The organism is Sulfurospirillum sp. 1307, from assembly GCF_054408545.1.
Genome location: NZ_CP176011.1, coordinates 305,452 through 329,317, shown reverse-complemented (window position 1 = coordinate 329,317; position 23,866 = coordinate 305,452). Strand labels below are relative to the sequence as shown.

The 23,866-nt window shown below is 29.6% G+C and carries 27 protein-coding genes; 6 read left to right on the top strand and 21 right to left on the bottom strand.

What is annotated here, in order from left to right; all coding sequences use genetic code 11:
• Positions 1 to 81 precede the first annotated feature (81 nt).
• Genes xseA through ACKGJI_RS01720 form a run of 6 tightly spaced genes read right to left on the bottom strand, consistent with a single transcriptional unit; the run spans position 82 to position 6,190 of the window.
• Positions 82 to 1,311, bottom strand: coding sequence for an exodeoxyribonuclease VII large subunit (gene xseA / locus ACKGJI_RS01745; RefSeq protein WP_458700841.1), 1,230 nt, complete (start codon positions 1,309 to 1,311; stop codon positions 82 to 84).
• A complete protein-coding gene (gene ubiE, locus ACKGJI_RS01740; protein ID WP_458701679.1) occupies positions 1,308 to 2,033 on the bottom strand; it encodes a bifunctional demethylmenaquinone methyltransferase/2-methoxy-6-polyprenyl-1,4-benzoquinol methylase UbiE in 726 nt (241 codons plus the stop codon). Before ubiE ends, xseA begins: the two co-directional genes overlap by 4 nt.
• 5 nt (positions 2,034 to 2,038) lie before the next feature.
• A complete protein-coding gene (locus tag ACKGJI_RS01735) occupies positions 2,039 to 2,764 on the bottom strand; it encodes a hypothetical protein (RefSeq protein WP_458700840.1) in 726 nt (241 codons plus the stop codon).
• Positions 2,765 to 2,772: 8 nt separating this feature from the next.
• Positions 2,773 to 3,693 (bottom strand): manganese-dependent inorganic pyrophosphatase, encoded by a 921-nt coding sequence (locus tag ACKGJI_RS01730; protein WP_458700839.1) that lies wholly within the window; start codon positions 3,691 to 3,693, stop codon positions 2,773 to 2,775.
• A 27-nt stretch (positions 3,694 to 3,720) separates the two neighbouring features.
• Positions 3,721 to 5,301 carry a TIGR01212 family radical SAM protein gene (locus tag ACKGJI_RS01725; protein ID WP_458700838.1) on the bottom strand — a complete coding sequence of 527 codons (1,581 nt, stop codon included), beginning with the start codon at positions 5,299 to 5,301 and terminating at the stop codon, positions 3,721 to 3,723.
• Positions 5,294 to 6,190 (bottom strand): patatin-like phospholipase family protein, encoded by an 897-nt coding sequence (locus ACKGJI_RS01720; protein WP_458700837.1) that lies wholly within the window; start codon positions 6,188 to 6,190, stop codon positions 5,294 to 5,296. Before ACKGJI_RS01720 ends, ACKGJI_RS01725 begins: the two co-directional genes overlap by 8 nt.
• A gap of 79 nt (positions 6,191 to 6,269) precedes the next feature.
• Between ACKGJI_RS01720 and ACKGJI_RS01715 the strand changes: the two genes are divergently transcribed.
• Positions 6,270 to 6,587, top strand: coding sequence for a DUF309 domain-containing protein (locus tag ACKGJI_RS01715; RefSeq protein WP_458700836.1), 318 nt, complete (start codon positions 6,270 to 6,272; stop codon positions 6,585 to 6,587).
• On the opposite strand, the gene ACKGJI_RS01710 is transcribed toward ACKGJI_RS01715, so the two are convergent.
• The 15 genes from ACKGJI_RS01710 to nadA form a co-directional block, all read right to left on the bottom strand.
• Complete coding sequence (locus ACKGJI_RS01710; protein WP_458700835.1) at positions 6,577 to 7,293, bottom strand: sulfite exporter TauE/SafE family protein; 717 nt, start codon at positions 7,291 to 7,293, stop codon at positions 6,577 to 6,579. The two genes, ACKGJI_RS01715 and ACKGJI_RS01710, sit on opposite strands and share 11 nt — an antisense overlap.
• Complete coding sequence (gene ribD, locus ACKGJI_RS01705) at positions 7,286 to 8,287, bottom strand: bifunctional diaminohydroxyphosphoribosylaminopyrimidine deaminase/5-amino-6-(5-phosphoribosylamino)uracil reductase RibD (protein WP_458700834.1); 1,002 nt, start codon at positions 8,285 to 8,287, stop codon at positions 7,286 to 7,288. The genes ACKGJI_RS01710 and ribD overlap by 8 nt, the downstream gene beginning before the upstream one ends.
• Positions 8,281 to 8,712, bottom strand: a complete 432-nt coding sequence (locus ACKGJI_RS01700; protein WP_458700833.1) for an LSm family protein — start codon at positions 8,710 to 8,712, stop codon at positions 8,281 to 8,283. The genes ribD and ACKGJI_RS01700 overlap by 7 nt, the downstream gene beginning before the upstream one ends.
• On the bottom strand, positions 8,702 to 9,076 hold the full coding sequence (rbfA, locus tag ACKGJI_RS01695; protein WP_458700832.1) for a 30S ribosome-binding factor RbfA: 375 nt from the start codon (positions 9,074 to 9,076) through the stop codon (positions 8,702 to 8,704). The genes ACKGJI_RS01700 and rbfA overlap by 11 nt, the downstream gene beginning before the upstream one ends.
• 1 nt (position 9,077) lies before the next feature.
• Positions 9,078 to 11,687 (bottom strand): translation initiation factor IF-2, encoded by a 2,610-nt coding sequence (infB, locus tag ACKGJI_RS01690; protein WP_458700831.1) that lies wholly within the window; start codon positions 11,685 to 11,687, stop codon positions 9,078 to 9,080.
• A 14-nt stretch (positions 11,688 to 11,701) separates the two neighbouring features.
• The gene (locus ACKGJI_RS01685) at positions 11,702 to 11,938 is read right to left on the bottom strand and encodes a DUF448 domain-containing protein (RefSeq protein WP_458701678.1); all 237 of its coding nucleotides are present in this window, start codon (positions 11,936 to 11,938) and stop codon (positions 11,702 to 11,704) included.
• Between the two features lie 52 nt (positions 11,939 to 11,990).
• Positions 11,991 to 12,875, bottom strand: coding sequence for a homoserine kinase (gene thrB, locus ACKGJI_RS01680; RefSeq protein ID WP_458700830.1), 885 nt, complete (start codon positions 12,873 to 12,875; stop codon positions 11,991 to 11,993).
• Between the two features lie 145 nt (positions 12,876 to 13,020).
• Complete coding sequence (locus ACKGJI_RS01675; RefSeq protein ID WP_458700829.1) at positions 13,021 to 13,446, bottom strand: hypothetical protein; 426 nt, start codon at positions 13,444 to 13,446, stop codon at positions 13,021 to 13,023.
• Positions 13,447 to 13,475: 29 nt separating this feature from the next.
• Positions 13,476 to 14,363, bottom strand: coding sequence for a UDP-3-O-acyl-N-acetylglucosamine deacetylase (lpxC, locus tag ACKGJI_RS01670; protein WP_458700828.1), 888 nt, complete (start codon positions 14,361 to 14,363; stop codon positions 13,476 to 13,478).
• A 4-nt stretch (positions 14,364 to 14,367) separates the two neighbouring features.
• Entirely contained in the window at positions 14,368 to 14,952 is a 585-nt protein-coding gene (locus tag ACKGJI_RS01665; protein ID WP_458700827.1) for a septum site-determining protein MinC, read from the bottom strand.
• An 8-nt stretch (positions 14,953 to 14,960) separates the two neighbouring features.
• Complete coding sequence (gene pgp6, locus ACKGJI_RS01660; RefSeq protein WP_458700826.1) at positions 14,961 to 16,328, bottom strand: peptidoglycan metallopeptidase Pgp6; 1,368 nt, start codon at positions 16,326 to 16,328, stop codon at positions 14,961 to 14,963.
• On the bottom strand, positions 16,325 to 17,263 hold the full coding sequence (locus ACKGJI_RS01655) for a DHH family phosphoesterase (protein ID WP_458700825.1): 939 nt from the start codon (positions 17,261 to 17,263) through the stop codon (positions 16,325 to 16,327). The genes pgp6 and ACKGJI_RS01655 overlap by 4 nt, the downstream gene beginning before the upstream one ends.
• 86 nt (positions 17,264 to 17,349) lie before the next feature.
• The gene (gene flhB, locus ACKGJI_RS01650; protein WP_458700824.1) at positions 17,350 to 18,411 is read right to left on the bottom strand and encodes a flagellar biosynthesis protein FlhB; all 1,062 of its coding nucleotides are present in this window, start codon (positions 18,409 to 18,411) and stop codon (positions 17,350 to 17,352) included.
• Between the two features lie 12 nt (positions 18,412 to 18,423).
• Positions 18,424 to 19,251, bottom strand: a complete 828-nt coding sequence (nadC, locus tag ACKGJI_RS01645; protein WP_458700823.1) for a carboxylating nicotinate-nucleotide diphosphorylase — start codon at positions 19,249 to 19,251, stop codon at positions 18,424 to 18,426.
• Positions 19,248 to 20,240 carry a quinolinate synthase NadA gene (gene nadA / locus ACKGJI_RS01640; RefSeq protein ID WP_458700822.1) on the bottom strand — a complete coding sequence of 331 codons (993 nt, stop codon included), beginning with the start codon at positions 20,238 to 20,240 and terminating at the stop codon, positions 19,248 to 19,250. The genes nadC and nadA overlap by 4 nt, the downstream gene beginning before the upstream one ends.
• 302 nt (positions 20,241 to 20,542) lie before the next feature.
• On the opposite strand from nadA, the gene plsY reads away from it, so the two are divergent.
• From plsY to ACKGJI_RS01615, 5 genes are all read left to right on the top strand, one after another.
• On the top strand, positions 20,543 to 21,172 hold the full coding sequence (gene plsY / locus ACKGJI_RS01635; RefSeq protein ID WP_458700821.1) for a glycerol-3-phosphate 1-O-acyltransferase PlsY: 630 nt from the start codon (positions 20,543 to 20,545) through the stop codon (positions 21,170 to 21,172).
• A complete protein-coding gene (locus ACKGJI_RS01630) occupies positions 21,169 to 21,495 on the top strand; it encodes a dihydroneopterin aldolase (RefSeq protein WP_458700820.1) in 327 nt (108 codons plus the stop codon). The genes plsY and ACKGJI_RS01630 overlap by 4 nt, the downstream gene beginning before the upstream one ends.
• A 79-nt stretch (positions 21,496 to 21,574) precedes the next feature.
• The gene (gene hsrA / locus ACKGJI_RS01625) at positions 21,575 to 22,246 is read left to right on the top strand and encodes a homeostatic response regulator transcription factor HsrA (protein ID WP_458700819.1); all 672 of its coding nucleotides are present in this window, start codon (positions 21,575 to 21,577) and stop codon (positions 22,244 to 22,246) included.
• Positions 22,225 to 23,556 carry a sensor histidine kinase gene (locus ACKGJI_RS01620; RefSeq protein WP_458700818.1) on the top strand — a complete coding sequence of 444 codons (1,332 nt, stop codon included), beginning with the start codon at positions 22,225 to 22,227 and terminating at the stop codon, positions 23,554 to 23,556. Before hsrA ends, ACKGJI_RS01620 begins: the two co-directional genes overlap by 22 nt.
• A gap of 58 nt (positions 23,557 to 23,614) precedes the next feature.
• Positions 23,615 to 23,866 (top strand): YfhL family 4Fe-4S dicluster ferredoxin, encoded by a 252-nt coding sequence (locus tag ACKGJI_RS01615; protein WP_458700817.1) that lies wholly within the window; start codon positions 23,615 to 23,617, stop codon positions 23,864 to 23,866.

The following is a 23,866-nucleotide window of genomic DNA, read 5'->3' as shown; positions in this document are numbered from 1 at the left end:
ATAGCCTTTGTAAAATATATTTTACTTTATTGGATTATACTATGATAAATATAAATATTTATTTAAAAAGTAAATTAAAATTTATTTTACTACCTTTGCAGTTATTATTTTCTTTGGATTTTGAAGTTCAAAAACATCTTCTACATGTAAAGATTCTAGCGGTGTAATTGAACCATCTTTAACTATTTGAGCATAGCCATCTTTTAATCCTTTTGAAGGATCTTGTGCTTGAAAGTTTGAAATTATTTGTAAAATATAATTTTCCTTTACATGTAAAAATTTTTTCATATTAAAAGACAAATCACCCTTTATCATTTCGATCATAGATTCATAATTTTGCAATTTTGATTCAATAATTTGATTAAATCTTCTTTTTACTAGCTCTATCTCTTTTTGATTTATTTCAATTTTAGCTTCATATGAGTGAGTTTTAAACATATTTTTTAAATTATTCAAACTCTCTTCTTTAGTATAAATTAATCTTTGTAAATATTTTTCTAATCTCTCTTGCATTTCATCAATTCGCATAAGCATTTCAGTTTTATCAGGAAGTATCATCTCCATGCTTGCACTTGGAGTTGGAGCTCTTAAATCTGCTACAAAATCACTTATAACAAAATCTATCTCATGTCCTACAGCACTAACTAAAGGAGTTCTTGCTCTATATATAGCATCGGCTACTATTTCTTCATTAAATCCCCACAAATCCTCTAAGCTTCCACCACCTCTTCCTATAACAATTACATCTGCATTTAAACTATCAGCTTTTTGTATATTTTTAGCTATCATTGAAGCAGAATTTTCACCTTGAACGATGGTATCAATCACAGTTATCTTAACTAAAGGCCAACGGTTATTTGCAACCCTTAACATATCTTGAAGAGCAGCTCCAGTTGCACTAGTAACTACTGCTATATGATTTATAATTTTAGGAATTGGCTTTTTATTGTTAAAGTAACCCTTTTGTTGCAATTTTTTCTTTAGCTGTTCGTACGCTAAAGCTAAAGCTCCCTCTCCAGCAGGCTCAATCTTTGTAACATTTATCTGATAACTTCCTCTTGGAACATAAAGCGAAATTCCACCATGAACAACAACTGCCATGCCCTCTTCTAAGCGAAATTTCATTTTGGCGTTATTTCCTCTAAACATTACACAAGAGATTGATGAATTTTCATCTTTGAGCGTAAAATAAAGATGCCCAGAATTGTGATAAGTAATCCTAGAAACTTCTCCTTCAACACAAATAGATAAAAAAGTAGTTTCTAAAATCGATTTTATTTGATTGTTTAATGCACTTACACTTAGAGTCATAATTTCTTTGCAATTATTAAAGTTGAAATATCCATTGAAAAACTTTTGACAAATTCAGCTTTAAATCCAGCAATTTTAAGCTCTTCTACTAACATTGAAGATGTTAAAAAACCCTCTATAGAATTTGGCAGATACTCGTAAGCTTCTTGGTTTTTAGATATATATCCACCAAGTTTAGGTAAGATTTTATTCATATAAAAATCTTTTATGCTATACAACAAACCACTCTTTTTTTCATCTTTTGTAAACTCTAAGATGACTACATAACCACCACGTTTGACAACTCTTGCAAACTCTTCAAAAGCCTTTTGTCTCTCAACAACATTTCTTATCCCATAAGATATACTTAATATATCTGTACTATTTGTGTCAATTGGAAGTCTTGTAGCTTCACTTATGACAAACTCAAAATTTGGAAACTTTTTTCTTCCAACTTCAACCATTCCTTCACTTGGATCAACTCCTAAAAGCTTCCCAATCTGCTTGCCTCTTTTATTAGCTTGTTTTTGCCAGTATCCCATCATGTCACCTGTACCACAAGCAACATCGACTATAAGGCTTACTTCATTATTGTATCTCTTAAATGTTTCATCACAAGCTTTTTTTCTCCACTGAATATCCACTCCCATGCTCAAAACCCTATTTGCTTTGTCATATGTTGGAGCAATATTGTTAAACATTTCTACAATTTTTTTCTGTTTGTTTTGATCGTCCAAATTAATACCTTTTAATTAGTTTGTATAAATTTTAAAAATTTTTCTTTTTTCTTGAAATAATAAAGTGGAATTTCACTTTTCACATAAAAACTATCTTCATCTATAAAAGTTTGAAAGTTTAACTCAAACCTATCGAAAACTTTTTTATCATCTAATAAAAAAGAAAAATCTTTAAAATCATTTACTAGAGTTTTTATTATTTGTTTATCAAAAACTTTTTTAGAAAGTTTTAATATCTTTAAAAATTTTTTATGAGATTTTTGTAATTTGTTATATTTTATTTTTTGTATTAAGTACTTATGATATGAAAGTAAAAAAATCTGATGATACCTATAAAGAGCTATCTTAAAAGCCATATGAGTCATCATAGCTTCATGTAGATTTAGAGTTATCTTATCTAAGCCAACTTTATCTAGTCTTTTAAAAACTTTTTTTATATCAAACTCATAATGTTTTGGATTTCCAAAAGCTTTTAAAAACTCTTTTTTATATCTCTTATCTTTACTTATATCTTCAAGTGCCAATATATTTTTATCTTTGATTTCATCACCAGATACAACTACAACTTTTTTTAACCATTCAAATGGAGGTTTATACTCTTCTAAGATAGCTTCAAAGTTGTCAAATTTGTACATGTAAGAGTTTTTGTTTTTGTATTTGTATAGTTTTTTATAAAGAGAGTTTTTGTTCAGATACTTTATGATTTCATCATTTGCCAAAAACTCTCTTTTTATCATCTCAAACCTTATGCAAAAGCTTTTTCTAAAAAAGGCACAACTTGTTTTTTTCTACTAAGTACCTTTGGTAACCAAACTTGATGATTTTCAAGTTTAACATCAAATGCTTTTTCAACTAAGCTTTCATCATCACTTACAACTAAAAGTTGTGAACCCTCAGTCATAATATCAGTTAAAAGAAGCATCACAGTATGTCTATCACCCTCTTTTTTTAGTGCTTTTAAGTCTTCAAATAGCATATCTTTTTTATCATCAAAGACACTTAAATCAACAACCTCAAGTTGTCCGATTCCAACTTTTTTACCACTCATATTAAAATCTTTATAATCTCTAGTTGTAAGCTCTCTTGCACTAGCTCCTTCAACTGCTGATTTTACTAAAAACATTTCCATTCCAAGTGCTTTATAATCCTCAATACCAGCTATTTTTGCTAACTCTTTAACTGCTTTTGTATCAACTTTTGTGCATGTTGGAGATTTAAATATAACAGTATCGCTCAAAATTGCACACATCATTGCACCTGCAATATTTTTTGGAATTTCAACTCCATGATAATCATACATTTCTTTGATGATAGTATTTGAACATCCAACTGGTCTTATCCAGCACTCTAAAGGAGCATTTGTAGTAATGTCTCCTAATTTGTGATGATCAACTATACCTTTGATATTTGCTTCTAAAACATCTTTTGGAGCTTGAGCTAAATCAGAATAATCAACAATATAAACATCTTCTCCTGCTACACTTGTTTTTAACTCAGGCTCTTCTAAATCAAATTTTTCAAGTATAAATCTAGTCTCAGGGGAAATTTCTCCCTGCTTTGTAGGGATGCACTCCTCACCTAATTGATTTTTTAAATAAGATAGTGAAATTGCTCCTACAATTGAATCACTATCTGGATTTATGTGTCCAAAAACATATGCTGCCATTATCTATCCTCTAATAATTTTTTTGTATTATACCGAAATTTTTTTATCTCTATAAACTAGGTATGGATCACTGTAAAAATTACCCTCAATTTTTTCATTTCCTTTTGTAGCTCTTATAGCTCTTAGTTCATTTACATGTAGAATTTCACTTTTAAATCCTGCCTTGCTAAGAGCAACTCTAATTGCATTTAAATAAGTCGAAATTATCAACACTCCATCATCCTTTAATAAACTAAAAAGGACTATAAAAAACTCATAACTCAAAAGTGATGGGCTTTTATCTCTGTAAAATGGATTTAAAAAAATAATATCAAATTTTTCTTTTATTTTTGAAGTAGTATACCTAGCATCTCCAGCCAAAAATCTTATCTCATTTTTATCATTTTTATAGTATCCATCAAAATATAATCTCTCTAAAATTTCACTATTTAAAAGAGTTGCACTTTGCTTTAGTATCGCTCTGTTTTTATCTAAAGCCTTTACATGTAAAGAGTTTTCTTTTTCAAGCTTTAAAGCCTCAAGAGAGTTATAACCCATGCCAAAACCAATATCCAAAAGATTTACTTCACCTTTTTCCAATCGATTTTTCAAATCTGATTTGTCGATGAAAACTTTTTGCGCTTGATTGATAGCACCACTTTTGGGGTGGTAATAATCTTTAAATTTTTCATCCCATAAAGTTATGCTACCATCTGGTAAATTGTAACTTTCAAGCTCACTTTTACCATATAGATACTCTAAACTCTCATCTACAAACTCTTTAAATTCGCCCTTTTGCATATGCCAAATCGGAGCTATTAACTCATCTTTTGGAGTATCTGTGTTGAATCTTAAGATATAGATATCTTTTGGTATAAGTCTTAAAAGATGAATTAATTCTTCTGCATATTCATACTCATTTAATGTTTTGAATGGCTCTTTTTTATACTCTTCATAAAGTGGAGTATTTTTAATAACATGAAGATTATGAATTTTAAGGCCATCTACTCCTAGTTTTATAAGCTCCCTAACAGTATATGACCAATCATCTCTACTTTCACCTTTAAACCCAACTATAACATGAGCATTAATTTTTAAACCATATTTCTTAATTTTTTCAATAGCATCAATCGAACACTTTGCGTCATGTTCTCTGTTTATTTGAAGCAAAGTCCTATCATTTAGGCTTTGCACTCCTAGGTCAATATAAACATCAATTTGTTTGTTTAACTCTTTTAAGTACTCCAAAGTACTATCGCTTAAACAATCTGGTCTAGTTCCAATACTTATTGCATCAAATTTATAAAATTTTAAAAGATTTGAATATGTCTCTTTTTGCCTTTTTAAGCTTGTAAAAGTTGAAGTATAAGCTTGAAGGTATAGCATAAAATTTGTTGCATTGTATCTCTTTTTTGCAAATGCAATTCCTACTTTAATCTGTTCTTCAACGCTTTTTGCATTTAAGCTCTGGATTGCTCTTGCTCCATTTTCTGGGCAAAAACTGCATCCTCCACTCCCATCACTCTTTCTATTTGGACAACCAAGATCTAAATCAACAGGAATTGAATAAAGAGGTTTTTTATATTTTTTAATCATATAATCCTTATATGAAAGATAAAATTTACTCATTTACCCTCTTTTGCAAATTCTTTAGTTTTTCATTTGCTATCGTTCGTCCAAGTTCAATCATTTCATATGCTCTATTAAACTCATAAAAACCACAAATGTCCGTCGGGATTCCAATAAGCAAGTCTGGTTTATAACCAGCCATTTTTGATTCAAGTATTGTATTTTGCATTATATCTATGCTTTTACCCATAATTTCAAATATACCCATCTTATCAAAAGTATCTTTTTCGTGAGTTTTAAACCATAAGTTTGACTTTTTCTTTATATCTAAAAACATACTTTTTAGCTTATGTTTTCTATCTTCTTGTTTTTTAGGAATCTTTAACTTATACTCTTTTTGACTACTAGCATTTAGGCTAACTGCAATCGTAAAATCAGTATTATCAGAAATTGTAGGTGCTATTGGCAAAGGATTGATAACTCCTCCATCTATAAAGTATCTATTTTCAATTTTTTTTGGTGTTAATACAGTAGGGATTGCTGAAGATGCTCTTATAGCTTCAATCAAACTTCCTTTTTGAAACCATACCTCCTTTTTTTTACTCAAATCAGTTGCAACTGCCGTAAAAGAGATGGGTAAATCTTCTATCAATACTTCGCCTATCATATCCTCCATTTTTTTAAATACTTTATCTCCCTCTATTAATCCACTTTTTGTAAAAGTAACATCCAAAAGTGCAGCAATATCCAAAAAACTAAGCCCTAAAACCCAATCCTTATACAAATCAAGCTTTCCACATGCATAAAACCCACCAATTAATGCCCCCATTGATGAGCCCGAAATAGATTTTATCTCATATCCATTTTTCAATATTTCTTCAATTACGCCGATGTGAGCATATCCCCTAGCTCCACCACTACCTAAAACTAAAGATACAGTTTTTTTCAATTTACTACCTTTTAACAAAAGTTTTTTAGATATAATGTATCATACTTAATATCATATATTATATCGAAAAAGGATTAATTTGGAAGATTTTAAAAGGTTTTTAGAAGTAGTTAAAGAAAATGACTTTGTAGAAGGACACGAAGTTTTAGAAGATAGATGGAATGAATATAAAAAAATAGAAGAATTAAAAGAAGAAAGCTACATACTAAAAGGTTTAATCAATGGCTCAACCGCCTTAGCTTTAAAAGTTAAAGGAAAAGATGAAGGAGCTAAAAGAGTTTGGAGTACATTTTTAAAATACCTTCCTCTTATAGATTCTATTAATTCTAAACATACTAATTTTTATAATGAAGCAAAAAAATTACTCTTTGAAAAAGAAAAAGCCATTATGAAATAAGCAAGTAAACTGCAAATATCCAAAGAACGATTGTCAATATTTTTTTATAAAGTACTTCATCAATTTTATCTCTTAGTTTTTGTCCTATAAATAAACCAACTAAAGTGAAAACTAGTCCAAATAAAATAAATATTAAAAAGTTAAAATCAAAAAATCCACTACTTCCAAAAAATATAATTTGAGTTAATTTGCTAGACAAAAAACATAAATTCATTAGTACAACAGATTTTTCTTTTTCTATCTTAGCTTCTAGTATATAAATTATCAAAACTGGAATCATTATATTTACAAGGCCACTGACTATACCACTTATTATGCCAAAAACCAACATCATTTTTTTAGGATTTTTGTTTATGACTTGGTTAATTTCTAAGTTTATCAAATGCTTATTTAGATAAAGAAGAATTACAAATGCAAGAAGATATCTATAATAAACTACATCATAAGTAACTAAAAAAAATGTTCCTAAAAAACTACCTAGTATGATAGGAAATATTAGCAACTTATATTCTAAGAAAATTTGTGCAAAATTTTCTCCACTATGTATTGTTTTTGCATTTGATGCAAGAGTTGGAAAAAGTGTTAGTAAAACTGCTTCTTTTACACTTAAAAATATACTCAAGAGTGGAGTAGCAATAAGCGGAAATCCAAAACCTAAAACTCCGTGAAACAAAGCAGAAATAAAAAATATACTATATTCAAGCATTTATCTTTTTATACCAAGTGTATCTGTCTTTGCCAATTTTATCACTAAATAGCTCTTTTAAATTTAGCTCAACTTGCGGGGATTTTCCCTTTTTAAAATAAGGAGAGTGAAAAATCATATAATGACTTACTAAATCTTTAGTGGCCTCAAGCATACCTTCTCCACCTTCAATCATTATAAATTTATAATTTTTTAATTTTTCAAAATTATCTTCTATATGAACAACTCTATTTTCTACATTAAAAAGAGGTATTGTTTTATCAAATTCTTTACTTTTTGAATATATCAATACATCAGGAGCTTTTCCATTTATCATTCTAGCATCAAGTGTTGGTCTATCAATTCTAACTGTATTTCCACCAATCACAAGTAAATCACACCTATGCCTTAATTTATGCACCAACTCTCTTGAAGCTTTACATGTAATAGTTCCACCATCAATCACGCCATTGTTACTCATAGCAAGTTTAAAAAAAACAAACTTATCTTTTTGCCAAAGCTCAAAAGGCTCAAGAAGTTCTTTACATGTAAGAGAGTTGATAAGCTCTACATGTATATTTTTTTCTTTTAAAAATTCTATCCCACCACTTGCTTTTTTATTTGTATCAAGAGTGCCAACTATAACTTTTTTAAAACCTAATTCACTTATGAGGCGTGAGCAAGGAGGAGTCTTTCCATAATGATTACAAGGCTCTAGTGTTACATATATGAATTTATCTTTAAAAATGCCATCGTGATTTTTATATAGATACTCATGAATTTCATCTGAATTTTTAAAATCTAATATTTTTTTATCATTTGTTAGCTTCAAATATGCATTTTTAATAGCATTTACTTCTGCATGAGGAGTTCCAGCCTTTTTATGCACACCATAAGATATAAGACTGTTTTTTTCATCTGTGATTACTGAGCCAACAGGAGGGTTTGGATAAGTGAGGCCTTGATAAGACCAAGCCTTATCAAGTGCAAATTGTAAAAAATTGTTTTCTACCATGGATAGTAAGTTCTAGCTTTATCTATCTCATCAATAGATATTACACTTACCTCACCATCATCTTCAACTAAAGTGATTTTACCATCTTCAACACTTTTTAATGTTCCAATGATTTTATCTGTATTTATTAACTTTACTTTAACTAACTCACCAATAGAGCTTTTGTAGTGCTCTAGCTTTTTAAGAGGTCGCTCAATTCCAGGAGAACTGACTTCTAAAGTGTACGCTCCGCTAACTGGAGGTTCAACATCAAAAATAGGAGATAAAATCCTAGTAACTTCTGCACATTTATCAAGATTAATTCCATCAGCACTAGTTATGTAGATTCTAAAAATTTTTTGATCATTCTCACTAACTATTTCAGTATCATAAAGTTCTACACCACAATCTTTAATTATATTTTTTATTGTATCGTTAATGCTCATTTTTACTCTTCTTTAACTCTTGCGCAACTTTTTCAAAAAGTGCATCCATTTGATTTTGTTTTTCAAGTTTATCATCAAACTTAAACCTAAAGTTTGGACACCTAAACCAACCTTCACTTTGCATACAATAATTTTTTATATGAGAATTTACTTTTTTTAATTTGTTGATTATCTCTTTTTGTTCGCTTTCATCAAACATCATTCTATCAAGATAAACAGTTGCGTCATATTTACCCCGAGTACAATCAACATCTATGACACAAAGTCCATTTAACATTTCATCATTTAAAGTTGAGAGAGCTTCAGGAACAAGCTCTCTTAATATACTTTCTGTTCTTTGTAATTTGATACTTTTTGGGGACATATTATAGTGTTGCTCTCTCTTCTACTTCTTTGAAACTTTCTATGTAATCGCCAACTTTAATATCATTAAAGCCATCAATTCCTATTCCACACTCATAACCTTTTTTGACTTCATTTACATCATCTTTAAAACGCTTGAGTGAGCTAATAGTACTTTCATAAACAATTACACCATCTCTAATAAGTCTTACTTTTACACCTCTATTAATAACTCCATCAGTTACAATACAACCTGCAACTGAACCTAGTTTTGGTACACTAAATACTTCTCTAACTTCAGCTTGACCAAGGTTTTCTTCTCTAATAACTGGCGAAAGTAATCCAGCAACCAAGTTAGTTACATCATCTATCAAATCATAAATTATATTATATGTTTTAATTTCAACGCCACTTGCTTTAGCTTTTTCTTTTACGCTTCCTGTTGGTCTTACATTAAATCCTAAAATTACACTATTTTCACTAGCTTCAGCTAAAGCTACATCACTCTCAGTAATTCCACCAATTCCAGCACTTATGATATTGATTTTTACTTCATCATTTTTTATTTTCTCTAGTGATCCCTTAATTGCTTCGAGTGAGCCTTGAACATCAGCTTTTAATATAACAGGAAGTGTTTTTAAAGAGCCTTCTGCAATTTTAGAGCTTAACTCATCCAATGTAACTTTTGTAGATTTTGAAAGCTCTTTTTGGCGTAAATATTCAGCTCTTTTTTTAGCAAACTCTCTTGCTTCTTTATCATTTTTAACAGCTACTAAATGCTCTCCCGAACTTGGTACTTCACTAAGTCCTAAAACAACTGCTGGCTCTCCTGGCTCTGCTTTTTTTATAGCTTTTCCCATATCATCAAGCAGTGCTCTTACTTTTCCATGTCCAATTCCAGCTACTATAGTATCTCCTACTTTTAGTGTTCCTTCATTTACAACAACTGTAGCAACTGGACCTCTTCCTTTTTCAAGAGAACTCTCAATTACTGTTGCTTTTGCTGGAATACTTGGATTTGCACGAAGCTCCATGACATCTGCTTGAAGTAAAATTACTTCTAATAAATCATCTACACCCATTCCTGTTTTTGCACTAACTTCGACAAACTCATGCTCTCCACCCCAATCAATTGGTGTAACTCCAAGCTCTGCTAATCCAGCTTTTGCCATATCAGGGTTAGCAGCAGGTAAATCCATCTTATTCATTGCAATTATAAAAGGAACATTAGCAGCTTTAGCATGTTCTATTGCTTCTTTTGTTTGAGGTTTTACTCCATCATCTGCTGCAACAACTACTACTACGATGTCAGTTACTTGTGCACCACGACTTCTCATCTCTGTAAATGCTTCGTGACCTGGAGTGTCTATAAATGTAATTTTCTTACCATCTTTTTCAACCATATAAGCACCAACATGTTGAGTAATTCCACCTGCTTCGCCACTAGCAATTTTAGAATTTCTAATATAATCTAAAAGAGATGTTTTACCATGGTCAACATGTCCCATAATTGTTATGATTGGAGCTCTTTCTACTAAGTCTTCTTCGCTTGATTCTACTTCATAAGCTTTTACATAGTCTAACTCTTCTAAAGTATTTACTATGTTTACTTCCAATTCAAAAGTTTCAGCTAAAATCTCTATAGAGTCTTTATCTAAAAAGTCATTTTTAGTAACCATCATACCAAGTAAAAAGAGTTCTTTTATAACATCGCTTGCTGGTCTACCTATCTTTTCTGCAAACTCATAAACTCTAATTTCTTCAGGAATTTCAACTGATGTTACAACTGACTTACTATCGTCATTGGTTTTTTTAGGTTTTTTCTTTTTGCTCTTTCTTTTAATCCCCTGAGGTTGCATAAAACTAACTTTTTTAGTTGTTCTTATTTGGCTAGGGTCTGATACTCTTTTAGTTTTTTGTTCAACCTTTGGTTCTTCTTTTACACTAAAATCTGGCAAAACAACTACATTTTCTTCTAAATCTAGTTTTATATCAGCCATTTCACTAAAAGCAATATCAATTTTCTCAGCATTTGTTTTCTTAGCTACTGGTGCTTTTTTAACTTTTTTCTTTTTCTTTGCACCTTCATTTCCAAAAACCGATTCTAATGGTGCAGTTGTTTTTTTCGTACTACCATAAGCCGATGGAAAATCTTTAGCACTCTCTTTAGGCTTTTCAGGGCGCTTTTTCTTAACAATAACAAGCCCTCTTCTTTTTTTGACACTAGCTTGAGCTAAAGTTTCTTTTTTTGGTTCTTCTTCTTTTTTAGAATCTTTTTTTACTTCAACTTTTGGCTTTTCTTGAGCTTTTTCTTTTTCTACTTTTTTTGTTTCAACTTTTGCTTTTGGCTTCTCTTCTTTTTTCGGAGCTGTTACTGTCTCTTTTTTAGGTGAAGGCTTCTCTTCTTTTTTAGCTTTAGCTTTTGGCTTTTCTTTTGCTTTTTTTTCTGCTTTTTTAGGCTCATCACCCACATTTCCAGTTAAAACAAAATTCATTATTTTTTCTGCTTCTTCAGGAGTAACAGAACTATTAGCAGCCTTTACTTCTAGTCCCATAGCTGTTGCTTTTTCAACAACTTCCTTACTTTTTATGCCAAGCTCTTCAGCAATCTCTTTTATTCGCACCTTATCCATATAGTACTGTCTCCTTAATTGTGCTTTCGCACTTCGTTTGAGAAAAACTCCCCAAACTCTTCTATTTTTTTGTATTTTAATTTTAATTTACTATTTAACGCCTTTACCAATTGCATTTCATCCAATTCTTTGCATTTCAAACAAATATAAAAACTTCGTCCTTGTTTTGAAAATTGTATTAACTTTCCATTATCTATTTGAAAGCGTGTAAGGTTTTTTTGCTCAAATCTTCCTCGACAGATGATGCACATTCGTATAGGTTTTTTTAATTCGCTCATGATTATACCAAAAATAAACTGTTTTTTAACTTTTAAGGATTTTAAATCCGGTATTATCAAAATCCAATACTTCAACTCTAAAATTTTCAAACCTACTTTTTAGAGCTTCAAATACTGCTTTTGCATCTTTTTCATAAACTAAATTAAAAAAAGTAGAACCACTCCCTGAGAGTGTACTCATAAGAGCTCCATTTTTCAGTGCAATTTCTCTTACTTCAAAAAGTTCTTTTAATTTTTTCATTCTTCTTTTTTCATGCACTCTATCTTTACTTGCAACTTTTAAAAGATCCCAATTTTCACTAAAAAAAGCACTACTTAAAACTCCAACTCTTGAACTATTATATACTAAATCTTCCATGCTAAACATTTTGGGTAATTGTGTTCTTGATTGAGCTGTACTCATAGGTCTATTAGGGATTACAACTACTGCTTTTATATGTTCTGGTAAGTTCTTTTTTAAGCTAAATACTTTACCATCTTCAACAATAGAACTAGTAAAACCTCCTAGTACTGCTGGAGCAATATTATCTGGGTGATTTTCATATACTAAAGCTTTGTTTAAAATAATCTCTTTTGATACCTTTACCTCAGCCATGTGATACGCACTTGCAATTGCACTAACAATAACAGCTGAGCTACTACCTAGCCCTCTTGAAAATGGGATATGATTAACAAATTCAAATCTAAAATTGTCTTTTTTGCCAACTAGCTCTTGATAGATTTCATGAAAAATAGATACAAAGATATTATTGACTTTTAACCTTGGATGCTCTTCTCCCTCGCCTTTTATAGAAACACATTGTGTTGTATATGGATTTATAGTTACATAATTGTATAAACTAACAGCAAGTCCTAGACTATCAAAACCCGGACCTAAATTTGCACTTGTTGCTGGTACTCTCAATTTCATTTTACTGTCTCCTTTAGCTTAAGCAAAGCCCAAGCTAAATTCCTCTCACTGAAGCACAACCTTTCGGTCGTATTTCTTACTTCGATAATTTTTATAAGGTAAGAAATGAAGCTTTTAAAATTATCAAATTTCATTTAATTTTCCTCTAAACTGCAGGTAATATGTAAAGAGGTTCTATTTCTTTACTAAAATCTTCTATATGTAAAACTTTTGGCAGATGAAATTCACACTCTTTTGCATCATTTAAAACTTGGGTTTCAATTTTATCATTATTTTTTACAAAAAATAATTTTCTCATTGCTTTAATTGGCATATTATTATTAAAATAAAAACCATCTGTTGCAAAAAGTTCTATATTTTTGCTTATGCTAATAGTTCTTAAAAATATAAAAGAAACTTTTATTGCCATAAAACTACCAGGTCCCCTTGCAAAGAACAATCTTTTACATTCATACTCTTCTAAAATTTGTTTGAAAATTTGTGGTAAAACTTCGCTTGTTTGTTTTTCACTAGAATATTCTTTTATGAGTTCATTGTCTTTGTATATTCCAACTTTCAAAGGAGAAGACAAGGAGATAACTACTATATCAACTAAAGCTTTTATGCAAACACCTCACTTAAATTTAACTCTTCTTCAGTTAAACTAAAATCTTTTATTTCATAATTTTTAGGGTCTTTTAGTATCTCTTTAGTAAGTATGTGGTTTAAATTATGACTTCCTGCGAAAGACTCATACGAGCCCAAAATCGGAGCTCCTAATAGTGCTAAATCTCCAATTGCATCTAAAATCTTATGTTTTACAAATTCATTTTCAAATCTTAATCCTTCTGGATTAAGTATTTTTTTATCATCTAAAACTATAGCATTTTCTAAGCTTCCGCCAAGTGCTAAACCTTTACTTCTTAGGTATTGAACATCTTTTAAAAAGCCAAATGTTCTTGCCCTTGAAATTTGATCAATATAAGCTCTTTTTGAAAATTCAAATGAATATTGCTGCATTTGGATTGCTGGATGAGGAAAATTGATAGTAAAGTTATATATAGGCTTTGAAGAAGGCATTACTTTGGCATATTTATTACCATCAGTTACTTCTACTTCTCTTTTTATGATAAAAATTGATTTATTTACATCTAATTTTCTAATACCTGCTTCATCAAGCATCATACAAAAACTTGTTCCACTTCCATCCATGATTGGAACTTCTACATTATCAAGAGTTATTAAAATATTATCAATACCATAAGAGTATATAGCTGAAAGTAGATGCTCAATCGTAGATATATAATTATTTCCATCACCTATGACTGTTGCCATTTGAGTATTTACAACATTTGAAGGCTCTGCTTTTACACTTAATCCTACATCACTTCTATAAAAAACTATTCCGTTATTTGCTTCCAAAGGCTCGAGTGTAATTTTTATAGGTTCACCCTTATGAAGACCTATACCAACACTTTCAACTTTTTTATTTATAGTAGTTTGTTTCACTTATCTAAATTTCCTTTATAACTACTTTTTGATCTTTAATAGCAATTTTTTGCAAACAATCAATCTTTAGTTTATCTTTTTCTATAATTTCACCATTAAAAATCAAATTACCACTCTTTCCTATACCATTTAAAACTACATAGTCGCCATCACACTGAACTAAACCGTCTATTATGCCATAAATTGTGACACTTTGCGAACAAAATAACTTTGCCCCACTATTTATTCTTCCAAAAACTACTATTGGTAACTCTTCGCTTAACTCTTCACCTGAGCGAATTGGTCTGTCATAAATAATCAATTTTTGCTCAGGTATTAAACTTTTTTCCTCTTTTGTTGTAACTTTTTTTTCTTCAATAGTTTGTTCAATCTTTTTTACATTAGAAAATTTTAAATTACAACTAGAAATATCTTTAAAACAAACATTTGATGCATTTAAAATATTTTGTATTTCTTCATCAATGTCTCCTTCAATAAGCAAAAAGAATTCCTTTAACAAAATTTTGTTTTTTTCAAAATATTCAATAAACTTTTCTTTTGTTTCAATTTGTATGTGAAAGACTCTTAAATTTTTTTGCTTAGCTAACATTTACAACCCTATTTTCTATCTATTATCTTTTTTGCTGATTTTATAATGTCAAATACATTATCTTTCATCCAGTTTTTATCCATCCACTCTTCTGGTCTTACTTCAACTCCTTGAACTAATACTCCAAAATGTAAATGATCACCCAACGCAAGACCTGTCATACCAGTTTTTGCGATGATTTGATTTGCTTTTACATTTTCACCTTCATCCACCATAAATGAAGAGCAGTGACCATACAAGGAATAAACTCCTAAACCATGTGAAATAATTAGGTTTTCTCCATAAATTCCATTATTTTTTGCAAATACAACTTTTCCATTATTAGAACTTACTATATTTGCTTCTGAAGTACTAGCCAAATCTAAACCTAAATGATATGATTCACTAACAGGTTCACCATTATAACTATAAAATCTATGATCCCCAAAACTAGCAACTGCTGCACCATTTTTTAATGGATAAAAAGGTTTTATATAAAAATTATCTATTTTTTCTTTTGGAACTTTTAATGTTATATTTTCAATAATATTTTCATTTTGATTTCTTAATGTTTCATTTACATATTTAAATTTTTCTAATTTATTCATTGATGATGATTCAGGTATATTTTCTTCAGCTAAATCTACAATCTTTCCATTTAAAAATCTATCATTTAATTTTAGGTGAGAAACTTTATATCTTTTGTTTTTTAGAAAAAATCGTACTCTACTTTTTGAAACATTACCAGCTTTATCAGTCGCTATAATCGTAGCTTTAAATTTTTTTTCATTACTTGGCCAAGCCAAAAGTGAAATATAGTATCCATCTTTATAAAATGGTGTAGGATAAAACTTTTTGTCAAAATTCGTTTCAATATACAAATCTTTCAAGTTTTTATCACTTGCTTTAAAGATTACAGTTGCAACTCCACCTTTTATAATTTTATATGAGTTATTGATAGTATAAAGTTCTGGCCTTTTTGTATCTACATGTATAATCGAATTAGCTACCGCACTATTGCCTGAGAAAAAATTCCACTTGCTAGCATCTGTTGCTTCTATTTGTAATTTAAACACATCTTTATTTGTAACAAATCCTGTTCTTGGAAATTTGATATCTAATACAACTTCTTTTTGACTAGGAGCTAATATCTTTTTTTCTAATAATACACTGTTTTTACCATCACTTAAAGTCACTCTATAAAATTTAACTCCACTATTATCACTAATATTTACTCTAATTGGTTTTTTCAAATTCCAATTAATTTCTTTTGCTAAATCAATCTTTGGTTTATCTCTTTCAAACATTGAAGAATTATACAAGTAACCAAGTGCCGCTAAAATTACAATTAAAATTAACAATATAATTATACCTGATGAATTTCTTTTTTTTCTCATAAATCTTTTATCCTTTTTACAATCTCTTTTTTTACTTCTTCACAATCTTTACCATAAATTTCAAATCCAGCAGCTCCCTTATGCCCTCCTCCACCATACAAAGAAGAGATTTTAGAGACATCTTTGCTACCATCTGATCTTAATGATACTTTACAATAATCATCAACTTCTAAAACCATCAATGCAACTTTTACATTTGCAATAGCTAAAAGTTCATTAACTATATTTTTAGTATGAACCCTAGTTGCACCAGTTTTTTCTAATACATCTTTAGTAAAGATAATAGAAGCAATACTTGCATCATTTATCAATTCAAAATTATTTAACATGTAAGCTCTTAATCTTACTTTACAAAGAGCCTCATTGCTTTTTATATTTTTTGCAATTTCCTCTGGATTAGCCCCAAGTTCTACTAGCTTTGCAACTGCTTTAAAAGTGTATGCTCCAATTCCTCCGTACCTAAAAAAGCCTGTATCTTCAACTATTGAAGTATAAAGAGCTTTAGCGCCACTTTTAGGAATCAAAACTTTATTTTCTTCCAATAACTTAAAAACAACCAATCCTGCACTTGAAAAATTTGGCTCTACTAAATTGATATCTGCAAAATTTGTATTGCTTTGGTGATGATCTATATTTAATATCTCAAAATCACCTTTTTGTATACCTAATCTATCAAAACTACTACAATCACAACTTACAAGTAAGTCAAATGATTTTGGTAAATTATCAGTGATTTTAGAAAATCCATCTAAAAAAGCAAATTCTCTTGGTAACTCTTTTGGTGTTGCATTAAACAGAGTTACTTTTTTTTGCATACTTTTTAAAACTGAATACAAACCTAAATTTGCACCAAGAGTATCACCATCAGGATGAATATGTGATAGTAAAACTATATGTTTTGCTTCTAAAATTTTATTCCATACTATTTTGTACATTTACCAATCTTTTTTTAAAAAGTAATTATTATATTTAAAAATACCTAAAATTCATGTTATTTTACAAATTTAGTCTAAACAATTGGTTAATTTCTAGATTTTCTTGAACTTTTATAAACAAAAGCAAGAACTTCTGCAACCGCTTTATAAAGACTCTCTGGAATCAGTTCATCTATTTCACATTTTTTATATAATTCTCTTGCAAGTGGAGGGTTTTCTACAATTTGCACATTATGCTGCCTTGCTATTTCTCTTATCTTAAGTGCTAAGTGATCAACTCCTTTTGCAACAACTTTTGGTGCATGCTCTTTTTCTTGATCATATCTTATAGCAACAGCAAAATGAGTAGGGTTAGTTATGACAACATCTGCACTAGGAACATCTGCCATCATTCTTTTTTTAATCATTTCCATTTGCACTTTTCTAATTCTTGCTTTTACTTGAGGATCACCTTCCATTTGTTTATATTCATCTTTTATCTCTTGCTTACTCATTCTTAGATCTTTTGTATAGTTGTACCTTGTAAAAAAAAGATCAAAAAGTGCCAATACCAAAAAAAGCAACAACATAACAGCAATCAGTATAAGTGCCTTATCTCTTAGCCAAACCATTTGTTTTATTAATGGTAAAAAGATAGTAGATGGCAATTCATTTGTAAAATCAAGAAGATAAAAATAAGCAATAGATAAAACTAAAAAAACTTTAACTATAGTTTTTATACTTTCTACAAATTTTTTCATAGAAAATAGGTTTTTGATACCCTTAATTGGATCTATTTTTTTTATATCTGGAATCAAAGGCTTAGTTGTAAATAAAAATCCAAACTGTAAAACAGAAGCTAAAACACCTGCGATTGCAACAACCAAAGCCAATGGTATAACCATCAAAAACACTTCTCTAAAAATAGTAATCATTAGAATATAAACATCATTTTTATCTAAATCAATACCCATAAATGAATTGACATATTTGTATAGATAAAACATTCTTTGTCTAATAAATGGAAATAATGCAAAAAACGCAGCAATTGCAACAACAAGTGTTACAAAACTGCTTGTATCTTGGCTCTTTGGAACATTACCTTCTTTTCTGGCATCTTCAATCTTTTTGGAGGTGGGCTCTTCCGTTTTTTCTTGATCGTCAGCCATTTAGGTTCCTACTTATAATACCTTTTGCTCTATTTTCATTGAGAAATCAAGCCAAACTGCCTGATGAATTAAACTACCACTACTAATAGCATCAACCCCGCTATTAGCATAATCTTTGATATTTTTTTTGTTTATATTTCCACTAGCTTCTAAAAGCACATGAGAAGCAATTTCATCTCTACATGTAACAACTTCTTTAATCTCTTCTACACTCATGTTATCACACATCAACATATCAACTCCACTTATTAATGCAGTTTTAGCAAACTCTACACTTTCACATTCAACTTCTATTTTTGTAGTATAAGGCAGTTTTTTTCTAGCTTTTTGAATAAATTCTTTTAAATTTCCTATCGTTTGCAAGTGAGTATCTTTAATCATCAAACAATCATCAAGTCCCATTCTGTGATTATATCCACCACCACATCTAATTGCATACTTCTCAAAAATTCGCAAAAGTGGTCTGGTTTTTCTTGTATCTAAAAGTTTTACTTTATCGTTATTCATCTCTTTTACATATGAGTTTACATTAGTAGCAATTCCAGAAGCATGCTGAAGTAAATTAAGAAGTGTTCTCTCACACATTAACAACTTTTTTGACTTACCTTTTATAGTAGCAATTACATCTCCATATTTTAACTCTTCACCATCTTTTTTATAAAATTTATAATCAAGTTTTTCTACTTTACACAAAGCCTTAGCATAAGTTACTCCTGCTAATATCCCATCATCTTTTGCTATAATTTTTGCAGTTGCTTTTGTATTGCTTCCAACCAAATAAAAAAGATCACCTCTTCCAACATCTTCTTGTAGCGCTTTTTTTACAAATCTTTTTATCATAATTCAAGCATCCTACTTAAAGCCAAATAAGCATACTTGCCAGTTTCTTCACTGATTGTTATTTCATTATCAAAATTTCCATTTTTTATAGATAAAAGTGTATTTTTCAAATCTTCCAATCTAGTTTCATTCATAGTTGGGCACTCTGGTTTTGTAGCAGACAATACATACGTATTTTTTTCTCTTAATCTATTTACCATATTATATTCTGTTCCTACAACTACTTTTTGCTCTAATGGTAGCTCTTTTATATATCTAATAAGTTGTGAAGTAGAACCAACAAAATCAGATGCTTGACAAACTTCGGGTTTACATTCTGGATGAGTAGCTACTAAAATATCAGGATATTTTTCTCTATAAAACTCTATATCTTCTACTTCGAAAAGTTGATGAACAGAACAAAATCCATTGTAACAAATAATATCAGCATCTTTTGGATCACTTCCATCACCAATCACACATGATTTCAAATTCATATCTAATGCAATATTTTGTCCAAGGCATTTATCTGGAACAAATAAAATTTTCTTTCCACTCTCGAGTGCTTTTGTTATTATAACTTTAGCATTTGAGCTTGTACAAACATAGCCTCCCATTTTTCCAACTTCAGCTTTTACTTCAGCAGATGAATTGATATAAGTCACAGGCATAATATCTTCTTTTTTTATTCCAGATTCTTCTAAGATATCTACATTTTGTTTATAATAATCAACATCAATCATTTTTGCCATCGCACAACATGCAATTTTTGGCATCAAAACTCTTTTATTTGGTGATAATATTTTTACACTTTGTCCCATAAAACCAACACCACAAAAAATGAGATTTGGATTTTCATCACGAGCTGCAAACTTTGCAAGCTCAAGTGAATCACCTGTAAAATCAGCCATCTCAAAAACTTCATCTTTTTGGTAAAAATGAGCCACTATAGTTACATCTAATTCTTTTTTTAATTTTAAAATCTCTTCTTTTAGTACTTCATTACTCAATTTAAATTCCTTATAGTTCTACGCTAATTAAAATTTAAGTTTTATATTGAATTTTATCAGCTCTTAGGACGCTCATTTGTGCAATCAGGAACAAGTCGTCCGAAGCCTCGCAAAAAATGCAGAATGCATTTTTAAGAATGAGATAAAAATTGATATAAAACTTAAACTTGAATTAGCATATTATAGTTTATAAAGCTTAGCATTATATCAAATTATGTATAATAATAGCTACATTAAAAAATGCTAATTCAAATTTAAGTTTTATATTAAATTTGAATAATATTAAAATCAAGAGGACATACATGTTAGAAATTTTTTCAAATATAAATATACAATTTTATATATTAGCTTATTTAGTTGGAGGTATTCCATTTGGACTTATATTAACTAAAAAATTCACTTCAATAGATCCAAGAGAACAAGGAAGTGGGAGCATAGGCGCTACAAATGTATTAAGAGTTTTAAAAGAAACAAATCCTAGCTTAGCTAAAAAACTCTCAGCGACAACACTTATACTAGATGCACTAAAAGGAATGTTTGTTTTAGTAATTGCAACTTTGTTAAATCTTTCAGAAGAAACGAAGTGGATGATAGCAATACTTGCTGTTGTTGGACATTGCTATAGTCCTTATTTGAAATTTGAAGGAGGCAAAGGCGTTGCTACTGGTCTTGGGGTAATGATTTTTATGCTACCAATTGAAACTGTTATTGCATTAATTGCTTGGTTTGTAGCTGGAAAAACTATAAAAATTTCATCTGTTTCATCTTTAGTTGCACTTTTTTCACTAATTATTTCATCTTTTGTCATTCATCCTGAAATTGATGTTATTAAAACTCACGCACCAATTTTAATAATTGCATTTTTAGTGATTTACAAACATATTCCTAATATAACAAGACTCATAAGCGGAAAAGAATCAAAAATAATATGACAATATACATAGAGAATTTAACTTTTGATACAATCATTGGAATTTTACCTGAAGAAAGAGAAGTTCCTCAAAAAGTTGTCGTAAATTGTAAGATTAAATACAAATATAAAAATAATAAATTTATAAACTATGTTGAAATTGCAAATTTGATTGAAGAGACTATAAAAGAAGAGAAATTTCTTCTTATCGAAGATGCAATTTTGTCAATTTTAAAAAAAATCAAATCAAATTTTAAAAATATTACTTCAATAAAGCTAAAAATTTCAAAGCCTCAAATACTCGATAAATGCGATGTTTGCGTAGAAAAATATAAAAAATATTAAAAATTTATTAAAAAAACTTTAAATCTAGCTAAAATTATGCTATACTTCCGTTTTAATTACGAACCCAAGAAGGAAAGAAATGAGAATCTTAATAGTAGAAGATGAAGTTACTCTAAACAAAACAATAGCAGAAGGCTTACAAGAGTTTGGTTATCAAACTGATAGTTCAGAAAATTTTAAAGATGCAGAATATTATGTTGGCATTAGAAACTATGATTTAATACTCACTGATTGGATGCTTCCAGATGGTGATGGTGTTGATCTTATCAGTATAGTAAAACAAAAATCTCCAAGAACTGCTTGTGTTGTATTGTCTGCAAAAGATGATAAAGAGAGTGAAATAAAAGCTTTAAAAGCTGGTGCAGATGATTACATAAAAAAACCATTTGATTTTGATATCTTAGTAGCAAGAATTGAAGCTAGACTTAGATTTGGTGGAACTAATGTAATCAAAATCGATGATTTAACAATAGACCCTGATGAAGAAAAAATTATATACAAAGGTGTTGAGATAGAGCTAAAAGGGAAACCTTTTGAAGTACTTACTCACTTAGCTCGTCACAGCGATCAAATTGTTTCAAAAGAGCAATTATTAGATGCTATCTGGGAAGAGCCAGAACTTGTAACTCCTAATGTAATTGAAGTTGCTATTAACCAAATTCGTCAAAAAATGGATAAACCATTAGAAATCTCTACAATAGAGACGGTAAGACGAAGAGGTTATAGATTTTGTTTTCCAAAAAAAGTATAAGAAGTAAATTCGCAATACAATTAGTGTTAGCATCTGCTACACTAATTGTTATCTTCTCTGCCATATTATACAATTATATTAAAATTTCCATATATGAGGACCTTACTAAAGAATTAACTAAAGAAGCAACTCGAGTAGCTGCACTTTATTCTAATTCAATGAATTTTTCAGGAATCAATACTATAAAATATACCCTTCCAAAACTTGAGATTGACTCTAAAATCAATATAGTAATTAAACCTGATAAAAAACATAATATAAGTTTTGAACAATTTACAAAAAACTCACAAAGCTATTTGACAATATTCTATCCATACAACAAAAAGAAATCTACTTTTATAGCAATAACTAAAAATATATCAAATACTGATAAATTGATGGATAAAATTTTAAAAAGTATAGTTGCAATAAATTTTATAACTATCTTTTTAGTTATATTTTATGCACTTTTGCTCTCTAGAATGCTTATTATTCCTATTCAATCTTTAACTAAAAAATTATCTTTGATGGATGAAAACTACTTTCAATCAATTAATACAAAAAATATTCCTGAAGAGTTTCAACCACTAGCAATAACAATAAATAAGCTAATAGATAGAATTCATACTTTTGTTAAATACCAAAAAGAGCTTTTTACTGGCACTGCTCATGAATTAAAAACACCTCTAGCAGTTATGAAAACAAAAAATGAAGTCACTCTAATAAAACAAAGAGAAACTGAAAAATATATAGAAACTATTCGAAGTAATAATCAAACTATTGATGAAATGAATAAAATGATAAGTAACATTTTAGAGATTGGAAGACTAGAAAGTGCTCAGTTTGAACAACCAGTAGAAATTGATCTTATCTCCTTTTTAAAAGAAAGAGCAAATAATTTCAAAATTTTGGCTCACCAAAAAGAAAAAACAATAAAAACAGATTTTTCTCCAAAATCATTTCCTGTACTAATTCAGCCTACACTACTAGTTCATATTCTTCAAAATTTTGTTCAAAATGCTATAAAGTTCACTCCTGTTGGCGGGGAAATTGAGATAAAAAGCTTCCCTGATAATGAAGGTATAAATATACATGTAATAGATTCTGGAAGTGGAATTGATGAAACAAAAGACCTTTTTGCACCATTTAAAAGATATGGAGGTAAAGAAGGGGCTGGATTAGGATTATTTTTGGCAAAAGGTGCTGCTGATGCCATAGGAGCTAGTATACAAATTAAAAACCGAAAAGATAAAAAAGGAGCGATAGCAATGCTCCATATGGCAATATCAAAGAAAAAACTCACAAAAAACGCTACTAAATGTGATATTTAAATTTACTCAAAGTATTTTTAGTGTATAAAGTTGAAAAAATTTTTTAAGGAAGAATTTAATGTCACTAATGATAACTGATGAATGTATAGCATGTGATGCTTGTAGAGAAGAGTGTCCTAATTATGCAATTGAAGAAGCAGATCCAATATACATAATAGACCCTGACGCTTGTACTGAGTGTGTTGGACATTATGACGAGCCTAGTTGTATTGCAGTTTGTCCAGTTGATTGTATCATACCAGATCCTGACAATGTAGAAACAATTGCGGAGTTAAAACTAAAATATCAACAACTAGCAAACGAAGAATAA

What these genes read in the sequence shown, in the direction of transcription:
- xseA (WP_458700841.1), bottom strand. Translation starts at nt 1,311, where the DNA reads ATGACTCTAAGTGTAAGTGCATTAAACAATCAAATAAAATCGATTTTA.
- ACKGJI_RS01735 (WP_458700840.1), bottom strand. Translation starts at nt 2,764, where the DNA reads ATGATAAAAAGAGAGTTTTTGGCAAATGATGAAATCATAAAGTATCTG.
- ACKGJI_RS01730 (WP_458700839.1), bottom strand. Translation starts at nt 3,693, where the DNA reads ATGGCAGCATATGTTTTTGGACACATAAATCCAGATAGTGATTCAATT.
- ACKGJI_RS01725 (WP_458700838.1), bottom strand. Translation starts at nt 5,301, where the DNA reads ATGAGTAAATTTTATCTTTCATATAAGGATTATATGATTAAAAAATAT.
- ACKGJI_RS01710 (WP_458700835.1), bottom strand. Translation starts at nt 7,293, where the DNA reads ATGCTTGAATATAGTATATTTTTTATTTCTGCTTTGTTTCACGGAGTT.
- ribD (WP_458700834.1), bottom strand. Translation starts at nt 8,287, where the DNA reads ATGGTAGAAAACAATTTTTTACAATTTGCACTTGATAAGGCTTGGTCT.
- ACKGJI_RS01700 (WP_458700833.1), bottom strand. Translation starts at nt 8,712, where the DNA reads ATGAGCATTAACGATACAATAAAAAATATAATTAAAGATTGTGGTGTA.
- rbfA (WP_458700832.1), bottom strand. Translation starts at nt 9,076, where the DNA reads ATGTCCCCAAAAAGTATCAAATTACAAAGAACAGAAAGTATATTAAGA.
- infB (WP_458700831.1), bottom strand. Translation starts at nt 11,687, where the DNA reads ATGGATAAGGTGCGAATAAAAGAGATTGCTGAAGAGCTTGGCATAAAA.
- ACKGJI_RS01685 (WP_458701678.1), bottom strand. Translation starts at nt 11,938, where the DNA reads ATGTGCATCATCTGTCGAGGAAGATTTGAGCAAAAAAACCTTACACGC.
- thrB (WP_458700830.1), bottom strand. Translation starts at nt 12,875, where the DNA reads ATGAAATTGAGAGTACCAGCAACAAGTGCAAATTTAGGTCCGGGTTTT.
- ACKGJI_RS01665 (WP_458700827.1), bottom strand. Translation starts at nt 14,952, where the DNA reads ATGTTAGCTAAGCAAAAAAATTTAAGAGTCTTTCACATACAAATTGAA.
- pgp6 (WP_458700826.1), bottom strand. Translation starts at nt 16,328, where the DNA reads ATGAGAAAAAAAAGAAATTCATCAGGTATAATTATATTGTTAATTTTA.
- ACKGJI_RS01655 (WP_458700825.1), bottom strand. Translation starts at nt 17,263, where the DNA reads ATGTACAAAATAGTATGGAATAAAATTTTAGAAGCAAAACATATAGTT.
- flhB (WP_458700824.1), bottom strand. Translation starts at nt 18,411, where the DNA reads ATGGCTGACGATCAAGAAAAAACGGAAGAGCCCACCTCCAAAAAGATT.
- nadC (WP_458700823.1), bottom strand. Translation starts at nt 19,251, where the DNA reads ATGATAAAAAGATTTGTAAAAAAAGCGCTACAAGAAGATGTTGGAAGA.
- plsY (WP_458700821.1), top strand. Translation starts at nt 20,543, where the DNA reads ATGTTAGAAATTTTTTCAAATATAAATATACAATTTTATATATTAGCT.
- ACKGJI_RS01630 (WP_458700820.1), top strand. Translation starts at nt 21,169, where the DNA reads ATGACAATATACATAGAGAATTTAACTTTTGATACAATCATTGGAATT.
- hsrA (WP_458700819.1), top strand. Translation starts at nt 21,575, where the DNA reads ATGAGAATCTTAATAGTAGAAGATGAAGTTACTCTAAACAAAACAATA.
- ACKGJI_RS01615 (WP_458700817.1), top strand. Translation starts at nt 23,615, where the DNA reads ATGTCACTAATGATAACTGATGAATGTATAGCATGTGATGCTTGTAGA.